This window comes from Cyanobium gracile UHCC 0281 (assembly GCF_034931305.1).
In the GTDB taxonomy this organism is placed as follows: Bacteria; Cyanobacteriota; Cyanobacteriia; order PCC-6307; family Cyanobiaceae; genus Cyanobium; species Cyanobium gracile_A.
Map to the genome: position 1 here is coordinate 17,891 of NZ_JAYGHY010000018.1, position 10,843 is coordinate 28,733.

Genomic DNA, 10,843 nt, shown 5'->3' on the forward strand with positions numbered 1-10,843 from the left:
GTTCGTAGGCTGGAGGGTCTGACCAATCCCCTCCGGCCGCCGCGCATGATCCCCACCTCCGATCTCCACGTGGTGGAAACCCGGCCGCTGGTGCCGCCGGCGGTGCTGCATGCCGAGTTGCCCCTGTCCGAGCAGGCCGCCCGCACGGTGCAGCAGGCGCGCGAACGCATCAAGGCCATCCTGCATGCCGGTGACCAGCGGGTGTTGGTGATCGTCGGCCCCTGTTCGGTCCATGACGTGGCCGCCGCCCGCGAGTACGCCGAGGCCATCGCCCAGGCCCAGCGCCGGCACCGGAGCGAGCTGGAGATCGTGATGCGGGTCTATTTCGAGAAGCCCCGCACCACCGTGGGCTGGAAGGGAATGATCAATGATCCCCACCTCGACGGCAGCTACGACATCAACACCGGCCTGCGCCGTGCCCGCTCGCTGCTGCTGCACCTGGCGGAGATGGGCCTGCCGGCGGCCACCGAGGTGCTCGATCCAGTGGTGCCCCAGTACCTCGCCGATCTGATCAGCTGGACCGCCATCGGCGCCCGCACCACCGAAAGCCAGACCCACCGTGAGATGGCCTCGGGCCTGTCGATGCCGATCGGCTTCAAGAACGGCACCGACGGCAGCGCCGCCACCGCCATCAATGCCATGGAGGCGGCCGCCCGGCCGCACCATTTCCTGGGCATCAACAAGGAGGGCCAGGCCGCGATCGTCTCCACCACCGGCAACCCGGATGGCCACCTGGTGCTGCGGGGGGGCAAGAGCGGTACCAATTACCACGCTGAGGCGGTCGAGGCCGCGGCGGCCCTGCTGGCCAAGGACGGACTGCCGGCCCGGCTGATGGTGGATTGCAGCCACGGCAATTCCAACAAGGACTACCGCCGCCAGGGGGAGGTCTTGCGCCAGGTGGCCGACCAGGTGCGCCAGGGTTCTGTCCACGTGATGGGGGTGATGGTGGAGAGCCATCTGGTGGAAGGAAACCAGAAGATCTCCGCCGATCTTTCCTCCCTCACCTACGGCCAGAGCATCACCGATGCCTGCATCGATCTGGACACCACCCTGAATCTGCTGGTCGAACTCGCCGAGGCCGTCCAGCAGGCCCAGGCCCGAAGCCTTGCCCTCGCCTGAGGGGCCAATCAGCACTCTGATGAGGTGAGTGCTAATTGGATCGTCTGCAACAGACTGTTCTTGATGAACAGCTAACTCGCTCACCCTGGGTACGTTTGGATCGGCAAGATCAACGAGGTTCGCTGATGTCCTATCTCCTGCAGTTCTGCGGGTTGTCGGATCCCTTGCAGTTGTTTTACCTCGAACAGAATTCTGCCGCCCCCGTCTGCGAAAGCCCCGCCTCTGGCAGCCCCATCTCGGGACCGATCTACGGCGGCTTCCGCCCGTTCCAGCTGGATGATCTGCTCGGCTGGGCCCTCGACACCGCCCGGGGCCGCAGCTGGGACGGCGAGGCCATCCAGCGGCTGGTGCTTGATGTCTGGATGGAGCGGGCCGATGTGATCCGCCAGTGGCAGCTGCGGCTGCGGGAGGAGCCGGCCGGGCGGATGCTGGTGGCGGGGATCGGCACCCAGCGCGACTGGGAATTCCGCTGCGAGCAGCTCCTGCGGGCCTGAGCACCGCCTCGGCCGCAGCCAGTCCCGGGCCCGCGGCCGTCTCAGTCGACCTGGATGCCGAACAGCTGCCGCATGCGCTCCAGGATCGAGGTCTGGCGTCGGGCCGCATCCGGCGAGGAGAGCTTCTCCAGCTCCGAGCGCCGTTGGCCCACGATCGCCGCCAGGGCCTCCAGCAGGCCGGCATCGTCCTCCACCAGGGGCATGAAGTCCTCCCGCTCCACTTCCAGCAGCACGCATTCCCCCCGCGACCGCACCGTGGCCGTGCGGGGTTCGCCTGTACACACGGTCATCTCGCCGAAGATCTGATCGCGGCCCAGCACCGCCACAGATCGCCCCAGGGGGGAGCCGTCGGCCTTGAACACCTCCACCTCGCCATCCACCACCTGGAACAGGGCATCCCCCTCCTCGCCCTCGGCCACGATCGTTTCCCCTGAGCCGAAGCGCAGGCAGCGCACCGATGTGGCCAGCCGATCCACCTGCTCGGGATCCAGCTGGGCGAACAGCCAGCTGCGCCGCAGCAGTTCCGCCGTCAGGGAGGCATCCACGCCGGTGGGGTGGGCCGGATCCCGCTGGAGTTGCCGCCGTTTCAGCTCCCGCACCGGGTAGGGAAACTCCCAGCCCTGCCGCTCCACGGCGTACCAGATCTGCTCGAGAAGCTCGCTGCGCAGCCGCAGCCGGTCCCCGTCGGATGGCCCCCGCTGGGCGGCCTGCAGCTCGTAGCGGATCTGGGAGTCCTCGTAGGCGCTGATCAGCACCTCCGGCGGAGGGTCGTTGAGCACCAGGGGGTTGTCCTGCATCACCCGCACCAGCAGTTGGCGGGCCCGGGCCGGCGGGATTTCGTACCCCAGGGCGATCTCGAAGTGGTTGCCGACCGGCTTGTGCCGGCTGAACCGCCGCATCGGGTTGTCCGCCACCGTGTTGTTGGGCAGGTTCACGGTGGAACCATCCCTGCAGCGCAGGCGAGTGCTCATCAGGTGCAGGGACTCCACCGTGCCGCTCTCCTCGCCGACGCTGATCCAGTCCCCTTCACGGAAGGGCGGATCCAACTGAAGTTCGATCCCGGCGAACAGATCCTTGAGCGATTCCTGGGCCGCCAGGCCGATGACGGCGGTGAGCACCGCTGAGGTGGTCACCAACCCCACCAGGTTGAGGTTGGCCTGGCTCTGCAGCACCACGACGGTGGCCAGGGCCGAGAGGCCCAGGGTGAGCAGGTCGCGCAGGATCTTGGCGGTGGGCTGCCACCATCGCAGGGCTTCAGGGCACTCCAGGCTCAGCCAGGCCAGCAGGGCCACCAGGGCATAGGCGGTGGCCAGCTCGTCCAGGGCGCCGAGCCATTGGAGCCCGGCCGGTCGGGCCGTGCCGTTGAGCAGGCACCAAAGGATCACCGCCACCAGCGGCAGCCGCCACGGCGGTGGCGGTAGGCGAAACCGGCGGGTGGCCTGTTGCAGGGCCAGCCAGGCCGCCACCAGGGCCAGGCCGATCAGGATCCGCTCGATCGGTCCCATCAGCTCAGCACCCGCCACAGACTGGCCACCGCCATCGGCACGCTGAAGTTATCAATCCCCAGCAGGGCCCATTGCTCCAGCCCCGTGGCCACCAGGGCGATCAGGGCAATCTCCGCCGTTGCGGGCGAGGGGTCGCTGCCCAGCTGGCCCAGGGCCAGCAGCACGGTGAGGCTGGCCAGGCCCATCGCGCCGGTGCCCGCCAAAGAACGCCGCTCCCCGAACACCGTCCAGGAGGGCGAAGGAATCATGGGCCCCAGCAGACCGGCGAGGCCGTCACCGAACGCCATCACCAGAATGCCGGCCGCCACCGTGGCGGGATGGTCGGGCCACCAGAGCCACAGCAGCAGGGTGATGGAGGCGCCGTAGGCGATCGTGCCGTAGCTGCGCCGTTCCACGTCCTCGATCGCCGGCAGCACCCGCACCCGGTGATTGAGGGCGGCCAGCAGGGTGATGGCGCCGGCGACCGGCACCGCGATCAGCTTGTCCACTCCGAAGGCCCAGGCGATCAGCACCACCGGCCCGGCACCGATGTGGACCAGCTTGCGGCTCCATTCCCGTTGCTCGGGCCAGCGGCGACGCAGTAGCAGGGCAGCACCGCTGAGCAGGGCCAACCAGCCAGCCACCGCCAGCACGCCGGTGAGCTGGGCAACCCCGCCCTGTTGGGGCGGAAGGACCAACGCCAGCAGGGAAGGTGGGGTCAGGCGGCCTGGTGGAGATTGCTCATCAAGCGCAGCTTCATGATCGCCTTGGCTTCCAGCTGCCGTACCCGTTCACGGGAGACATTGATCTGGCGGCCGATCTCCGCGAGGGTGAGGGGTTCGGCGCCCTCCAGGCCGAAGCGCAGCCTGAGGATCTTCTGTTCCCGCTCGTTGAGCTGGGAGAGCCAGGCACCAAGGTGCTCCTTCTGAAGAAGGCGATCCATCGAATCGAAGTGCTCGTTGCTGGCCGGGTCGGCAATCAGTTCACCCAGGGTGCTGCGATCTTCCTCGCCCCGGGCATGGGCATCGAGGGAGGCGCAGGGGGCGCTCTGGGTCAGCAGTTCTTCGAGCTCTTCGGGCTGCATGCCCATGGCGTGGGCCAACTCGAGGCGGTTGGGCTGGCGCCCCAGCCGATGGGAAAGTTCGCGGGTGATGCGCCGCATCTTTGAGAGCTTCTCGCTGATGTGAATCGGCAGACGAATCGTGCGGGCGCTGTTGTCGATGGCCCGGGTCATGCCCTGGCGTATCCACCAATAGGCGTAGGTGGAAAACTTGTAGCCCATGGCAGGGTCAAATTTATCGACGGCCCGCTCAAGGCCGATGGCCCCTTCCTGGACCAGGTCGAGCAATTCCAGGCCCTGATTCTGATACTTCTTGGCCACGCTCACCACCAACCTGAGGTTGGCGGCCATCATGCGGTCGCGGGCCCGCTGGCCCATGCGCAGCTGTCGCTTCTGACGTGCCGTGAGCTCCCCCTCGACGAGGGCAAGCAGTTTCTTGCCGGCCTGGACATGGTGGGCCAGCTCAATTTCTTCAGCCGGTGTGAGAAGCGGCACACGGCCAATGGTGCTGAGATACCAACCAATGGAATCCGCGCTGAGGCGACCACCCTGGCGGGCTGTTGTCTTGGAACTGACTGAACCGCCGCTGGATTTCGTCCTGCTGGACGAAGCCCCATCTGCACTGCTTTTCAGCAGAGAGAGGGCGGAATGCAGAGGTGTCCCCATCACCCCAGGCTCCCGAATGAATTTGGCCGGAATGTAGCACCGCAGGAAGGATGAAACCAGTTCCAGCCGGAAGATTGTATGGGGTTTACCTGAAAAATGTTACGTATGTCGTGATGGCTACGCTTTGGCTTCGTTCGAGAGGCCGCCGCGCCAGCGCTCCATGAGCAGCATTTGCGTCAGTTTTGCCTCGCCGGAGTGCTGACGCTGCGAGAAGTGTCCATCGCTGTGCATGTGCCAGGCGCCGGTATCGGTCAGGTAAAGGTCAAGCAACGCCTCGATCTGTTTCTGCAGGCGTGGATCCTCGATCGGCGCCACCGCCTCGACGCGCCGGTCCAGGTTGCGGGGCATCCAGTCGGCGCTGCCGAAGAAGATCTCCGGCTGGCCGCCGTTGGCGAACCAGAACAGCCGCGAATGCTCCAGGAAGCGACCGATCACGCTCACCACGCTGATGCCTTCGCTGACCCCTTCGACCCCCGGGCGCAGGCAGCACATGCCGCGGATGATCAGCTCGATGCGCACGCCCGCCGCGGAGGCCTCGTACAGCAGGGCAATGATGGCCGGATCGACCAGAGCATTCATCTTGGCCCGGATGTGTCCCCCGCGACCTTCCCTGGCATGGTCGATCTCCCGGCGGATCAACCCCTCCATCCCCTTGCGCAGGGTGACGGGCGCCACCAGCAGCTTGCGGAAACTCTGCTGCTTGGAGAACCCCGTGAGGTAGTTGAACAGCTCCACCAGGTCCTGGCCGAACTCCTCCCGGGCTGTGAGCAGGCCGACGTCGGTGTAAAGCGAGGAGGTCTTGGAGTTGTAGTTGCCGGTGCCGATGTGCACGTAGCTGCGCAGGACTTCCTTCTCGCGCCGCACCACCAGCAGCACCTTGGTGTGGGTCTTGAGCCCCAGCACCCCGTACACCACGTGCACCCCGGAGCGCTCCAGCTGCCGGGCCCACTGGATGTTGTTGTCCTCGTCGAAGCGGGCCTTGAGCTCCACCAAGGCCATCACCTGCTTGCCGTTCTCGGCAGCCCGGATCAGGGAGGCCACCACCGGCGAGTCCTTCGAGGTGCGGTAGAGGGTCATCTTGATGGCCAGCACCGAGGCATCGGCGGCGGCCTGGCTGAGGAACTCCTCCACCGAGGTGGAGAAGAGGTCGAAGGGGTGGTGCAACAACACATCGCCGCGGCGCAGCACCGAGAAGATGCTCTCGAATTCCTCCTGCTTGATCGAGCCGTCCTCCAGCTGGCTGCGCTGGGCCCGCACCAGGGATGGCGCGGTGCGCCCCTTGTGGGGGGCGTCCCGCAGCTGGCTGAGCGGGATCGCCATCAGGCTCATCAGGTCGTCGAGACCGAGGGGACCATTGGTCCGGTAGATGTCCTTCGGCTCCACGTCGGTGCCCTCCATCAGCAGGTGCACCACCTCCTCGGGCATCTCGTCGGCCACCTCCACCCGCACCACCTCGCCGCCGACACGGCGCTTGCGCAGGCCCTCCTGCAGGGCCTCCATCAGGTCGTCGGCCTCCAGGTCGCGCAGCTCCAGGTCAGCGTCGCGCGTGATCCGGAAGAAGTAGTGCCCCTCGATGGTCATGCCGGGGAACAGCCAGCGCAGGTTGAAGGCCACCAGTTGCTCCAGGGGCACCGCCGTGAAGCCCGGCGTGGGCACGATGCCGCTCAGTTCCGTGGGAATCGGCACGAACCGGGGCAGGATCTTCTGGGGCACTTTGACCCGGGCGAACTGCTGCCGGCCGGTGTCCGGGTCGCGGATCAGGGCCGCCACGTTGAGGCTCAGGTTGCTCAGGAACGGGAACGGGTGGGCCGGGTCAACGGCCAGGGGCGTCAGCACCGGAAAGATCGCCTTGCGGAAGTAGTCGTCGGCCCAGCTTTTCTGGGCTTCGTTGAGCCTCAGGTAGTCGAGCAGCTGGACGCCGTACTCGGCCAGGTGGGTCTTGAGGGAGTGGCGGTAGTGCTGCTGTTGCATCTCCAGCAGGGGCCGCAGCTTGGTGTGGATCGCGTCGAGCTGTTCTTGAGGCGTCAGGCCGTCGTCGCTGCGGCTGGTGACACCAGCCTCCAGCTGGGACTTCAGCGAAGCCACCCGCACCATGAAGAATTCATCGAGGTTGTTGCTGAAAATGGCGCTGAATTTGGCCTGTTCCAGCAGCGGTGTGTGCTCGTCGAGGGCCAGGGACAGCACCCGATGGTTGAAGTCGATCCAACTCAGCTCGCGGTTGATATAGAGATCGGGAGCGACGACCGGCTGCGACGACATACGGCGGGGCTCCGCGAGCTTTAAAAAAGGCAACGTAGCAATGGCGATCCCGCCCTCAGGGTGTCGGCTCTGCTTGACGCTGGGATCCAGCCGCCACAAGCCACACCACGACAGCCATCAGCAGAATCCCCAGCCAGAAGGGGCTGCGGCGGCCGATGGTCTCGTAGGCCAGTCCCGCCAGGGGCGGCCCCAGGAAGCTGGCCAGGCTCTGCAGCCCCTGCAGGCTGCCCAGGGCGGCGCCCTGGCCGCTGTCGGCGAGGCGCCGTGACACCAGGCTGCGCAGGCTGGGGGTCACCAGACCGGTGCCCAGGGCCAGGATCGCCACGGCCGTGAACACCAGGGGCACCGCGTTCTGTCGCTCCGCCAGGGGCACCAGCAGGAAGCCCGCCATGACGCAGCCCAGGCCGATCTGGGTGAGACGCCACTCCCCCAGCCGCTGCACCAGTGGACCGATCAGTCCGCCCTGAACCACCGTGGCCACCACGCCCACCACCAGGAAGGCGCCGGCCGAGAGGCCCGGACCCCAGCCGAACACCTGCTTGAAATAGAGCACCAGCAGGGCGGTGAAACCGCTGAATCCCAGGAAGAAGAGGAAGAAGGCGGCGCAGAGGCGCCGCACCCGGGGATTGGCGAACACCCGCTGCAGCTGGCCGAAGGGCTGCAGCTCCCAGTGCCTGGGCAGGGGCAGACGGGCCTCGGGCGGATGGGTTTCCGGCAGCAGGGTCACCACCACCACCAGGTTCAGCAGCGCGAAGCCCACGGCGAGCAGCAGTGGCAGGCTGACGTTGATGCGGCCCAGCAGGCCGCCGAGGGCCGGGCCGAGGATGAACCCCAGCCCGAAGGCCACGCCGATCAAGCCGAAGGCCCGGGCCCGCCGCTCCGGGGTCGAGATGTCCGCCAGCACGGCGGCGGCCGTGGCGGCGGTGCCGCCGCTCACCCCGTCGATCAGCCGGGCGGCGAACAGAAGGGCCAGGGGCAGACCGGCGGCGGCGGCCTCCGGCCAGAGGCGGCCCCAGGGCAGGATCACGGTGAGGGCGAACAGGCCCAGGCCCAGCACCGAACCGGCCACGCAGGCCGTGATCACGGGCCGGCGGCCGTAGCGGTCACTGAGGGCGCCGATCAGGGGGGTGAAGGCGAACTGGGCAATGGCGTAGCTGCCGGCCAGCAGACCGAGGGTGCGGCCGTCCGTTGTGAAGTCCGCCAGCAGGAACGGCAGCAGCGGGAACACGATGCTCTCCCCCAGCCGGTCGTTGAGCAGCGTCAGGAAGGCGCAGAAGAGGGTGGAGGGGCGCGACAGGCGCACGGCGGTGAGCCGGGGATCCAGGGCACCCTCCCATGGCGGGGCAATCTCCGTATGGGCAGGCGTCTTCAGGGATGGCGGTTCAGCAGGCGCTTGATCCGATGCTTGATCTGGGCGATGCGGGTGCGCAGGGACTGCCGCAGCGTGGTGGTCCGCTTCGTGGGAGTCCTGTACTGAAGATGGAGTTTGCGGTCGATGCGTCGAAGGCTGACGATCCTGCGGCAGTTGATCGGATAGGGGTTGGTCGGGGCGTCATCGAACTGCCGATCCAGTTCTTCCAGCAGATGGCGCCACTGCTTGTAACTCCCATCAGCGCTGTAGTGCTGAGCGACGAGACCCCTGGCCGCCTTTGAACAGCGCTGCCAGAGATCAGGATCGTCAGCTAGCCGCAGCAGGGCTCGGGCTGCCTCTTCGGGATCCTCCGAGACCAGCAAACCGGTGCGCTCGTGATCCACAAGCTCGGGAATGCCGCTGGGGATGCGACGCACCACTGGCACCACCCCGGCCGCCATCGCCTCCAGCAGGGCGATGGGCAGCCCCTCGAAATCGGACATCAGCAGGATGGCCTGGGACTCGAGCAGCCTGGCCTGCACTTGGTCGGCCGCCAGGGGCCCGGTGAAGGTGATCGCCTCACAGAGGCCGGCCTCCGCCACCTGCCGTTCACAGGATGCCCGGGCGTAGCCATCGCCGATCAGGGTGGCTCGGATGGAGTCCCTGGCCCTGCAGGCCTTGATCAATGCCTGAATCACCAGAGAGGCGCGTTTCTGATGTTCCCAGATCCGGCCACTGAAGACAACCCGGAAGGGATCCGTTCGAAACTCCGTTGGCGTTACCGGCACGGTCACACCGTAAGGAATGACGCTGGCGGGACGATCGATACGCCTGCGGTTGAATTCGTCGCGGATGTGGTGGGACACACAGACCAGGGAGCTTCGATGACGAGACCCACCAAAGGACTTAGCCGTTGCCCAGTATGCAGGATCATCCGAATGTAGGGTCAGCGCCCAGGGCAGCCCCTGATATCCGCCCTGGGCCGCCGCCGCATAGTGGGCCGAGATGCATTGGGGCAGGAACACCGTTGGCTGCCATTGGTTGAGGAATCCGAGAGTTTCCAGTACATCTGCCTTCAGGTTGGCCCTCCGCGGCGCCGTGGAGACATGGATGCCCTGATGGCGTAGTTCCTGAAAGAAATCTGGCTCCTGGTCCTGTCCATCGGGTGCCATCCAGAAATGGATAGCGACGGAGACGCCATCTGCTGACAATCGCTTGGCCATCCCCAGTACCCAGGTGGTGACACCGCTGATGTCGTTCGGTTGGCTGTAGTGGGCGAAGGCGACTCTCAACGCTGATCCGGTGCTTCTCTGCACTGACCATACCCATTGGCATTGGTGTCGTCACATCCCGGCTGCAATCCCTCTAAGGGGATGGGCCAGCGCCTGTAGACACGCCGCAGGGTGGGTGATCGCATGAGCCTGGCGTACAACCCCAGGAGCAGGGGGCCACGGATGATTGGAAACATAAGCTTCTCGGTCCACGATGGCTGGTAACGCCAGAGATATTCGTACAAAATCCAGTCCCAGCCTCCGCTCTTGGCCACAGCATGCCAATGCCAGCATGGCCATGGCCGGGTGATTCTAAGAACCGAGGTGATCGTGGAGGAATACTCGACGAAGCGGAGTTTTTCCCGGCTTCGACTGACGAGACTGCGGGTCGTGTGATCATGCCAACGGAAGCAGGACAGCGGTTCAGCATCAAAGCTCACCGATCCACCCATTCTCATCAGATAGTGGGTCCAGAAAAGCCAGTCTCCCGTATGTCTCCTGTTCGCCGTCACAGCTCCCACTGCGTTGAGGACTGCCCTTGCGGGATTGCGGAAGACCACGCAACTGGCATTGGCGATGATGTTTCCTTGGGTCATGAAGCTGCGACACAATTCGCCCCCATTGAGCGTGAACGAGCGCTGCCACCGTTTGGGGTCGAACGTGTCTGGCCAGAAGCTTTGGTCGGCGAGTGCTGCGCCTTCGGCGTCGATGGAGGTGGTGCGGCAGTAGGCCAGCATGTTGCCTTGCTCCAGATGAGCCACCATTCGCTCAAGAAAATTCGGTGAACAGGTGTCATCTGACTCCGCGATCCAGATGTAGCGCCCTGAAGCCTTCTTGATCCCACTCAGCCATTGCGAGCAGGGCTGGCCTGAGTTGGTCGCATTACAGAACATCTGGTGAGGGTGGTCCTGCAGTTGCTCCCGGATCACTGCCAGGGAATCATCCGTGGAGGCATCATCCAGAACGATCAGCTCGAAATTCTGAAACGTCTGGTTGAGGATGGATCGCAGACGTTCGCTGAGAAAGGCGGCATGGTTGTAGTTGGGTACGATGACGCTGACGAGAGGGGACTGGCCGGACTCCTTCATGGATGCCGTCCATCCAGTAGCCACCACCCGATCCTCCTGTCGCTTCCTGCC

Annotated in this window: 9 protein-coding genes; 2 read left to right on the plus strand and 7 right to left on the minus strand. The window is 65.7% G+C overall.

Going from position 1 to position 10,843, the window contains the following annotated elements; genetic code table 11:
* Nucleotides 1-45 precede the first annotated feature (45 nt).
* Both VB739_RS07535 and VB739_RS07540 read left to right on the plus strand, forming a co-directional pair.
* Nucleotides 46-1,119, plus strand: a complete 1,074-nt coding sequence (locus tag VB739_RS07535; protein ID WP_323356481.1) for a 3-deoxy-7-phosphoheptulonate synthase — start codon at nucleotides 46-48, stop codon at nucleotides 1,117-1,119.
* Between the two features lie 125 nt (nucleotides 1,120-1,244).
* On the plus strand, nucleotides 1,245-1,613 hold the full coding sequence (locus VB739_RS07540; protein ID WP_323356482.1) for a hypothetical protein: 369 nt from the start codon (nucleotides 1,245-1,247) through the stop codon (nucleotides 1,611-1,613).
* 41 nt (nucleotides 1,614-1,654) lie between these two features.
* Here VB739_RS07540 and VB739_RS07545 read toward each other — a convergent pair whose 3' ends face one another.
* From VB739_RS07545 to VB739_RS07575, 7 genes are all read right to left on the minus strand, one after another.
* Nucleotides 1,655-3,118, minus strand: a complete 1,464-nt coding sequence (locus tag VB739_RS07545; protein WP_323356483.1) for a mechanosensitive ion channel family protein — start codon at nucleotides 3,116-3,118, stop codon at nucleotides 1,655-1,657.
* Nucleotides 3,118-3,795, minus strand: a complete 678-nt coding sequence (locus VB739_RS07550; protein ID WP_323356484.1) for a dolichol kinase — start codon at nucleotides 3,793-3,795, stop codon at nucleotides 3,118-3,120. Before VB739_RS07550 ends, VB739_RS07545 begins: the two co-directional genes overlap by 1 nt.
* A 20-nt stretch (nucleotides 3,796-3,815) precedes the next feature.
* Nucleotides 3,816-4,823: a sigma-70 family RNA polymerase sigma factor gene (locus tag VB739_RS07555; protein ID WP_323356485.1), complete on the minus strand. Its 1,008-nt coding sequence runs from the start codon at nucleotides 4,821-4,823 to the stop codon at nucleotides 3,816-3,818.
* Nucleotides 4,824-4,940: 117 nt separating this feature from the next.
* Nucleotides 4,941-7,082 carry a polyphosphate kinase 1 gene (ppk1, locus tag VB739_RS07560; RefSeq protein WP_323356486.1) on the minus strand — a complete coding sequence of 714 codons (2,142 nt, stop codon included), beginning with the start codon at nucleotides 7,080-7,082 and terminating at the stop codon, nucleotides 4,941-4,943.
* A 55-nt stretch (nucleotides 7,083-7,137) separates the two neighbouring features.
* On the minus strand, nucleotides 7,138-8,385 hold the full coding sequence (locus VB739_RS07565; RefSeq protein ID WP_323356487.1) for an MFS transporter: 1,248 nt from the start codon (nucleotides 8,383-8,385) through the stop codon (nucleotides 7,138-7,140).
* 65 nt (nucleotides 8,386-8,450) lie between these two features.
* The gene (locus tag VB739_RS07570) at nucleotides 8,451-9,749 is read right to left on the minus strand and encodes a glycosyltransferase family 4 protein (protein WP_323356488.1); all 1,299 of its coding nucleotides are present in this window, start codon (nucleotides 9,747-9,749) and stop codon (nucleotides 8,451-8,453) included.
* Nucleotides 9,722-10,792 (minus strand): glycosyltransferase family 2 protein, encoded by a 1,071-nt coding sequence (locus VB739_RS07575; protein WP_323356489.1) that lies wholly within the window; start codon nucleotides 10,790-10,792, stop codon nucleotides 9,722-9,724. The genes VB739_RS07570 and VB739_RS07575 overlap by 28 nt, the downstream gene beginning before the upstream one ends.
* Between the last annotated feature and the right edge of the window lie 51 nt (nucleotides 10,793-10,843).

Bases quoted from the DNA above. Each gene is read 5' to 3' on its own strand.
- VB739_RS07555 (WP_323356485.1), bottom strand. From the start codon at position 4,823: ATGGGGACACCTCTGCATTCCGCCCTCTCTCTGCTGAAAAGCAGTGCA.
- VB739_RS07540 (WP_323356482.1), top strand. From the start codon at position 1,245: ATGTCCTATCTCCTGCAGTTCTGCGGGTTGTCGGATCCCTTGCAGTTG.
- VB739_RS07545 (WP_323356483.1), bottom strand. From the start codon at position 3,118: ATGGGACCGATCGAGCGGATCCTGATCGGCCTGGCCCTGGTGGCGGCC.
- VB739_RS07575 (WP_323356489.1), bottom strand. From the start codon at position 10,792: ATGAAGGAGTCCGGCCAGTCCCCTCTCGTCAGCGTCATCGTACCCAAC.
- ppk1 (WP_323356486.1), bottom strand. From the start codon at position 7,082: ATGTCGTCGCAGCCGGTCGTCGCTCCCGATCTCTATATCAACCGCGAG.
- VB739_RS07535 (WP_323356481.1), top strand. From the start codon at position 46: ATGATCCCCACCTCCGATCTCCACGTGGTGGAAACCCGGCCGCTGGTG.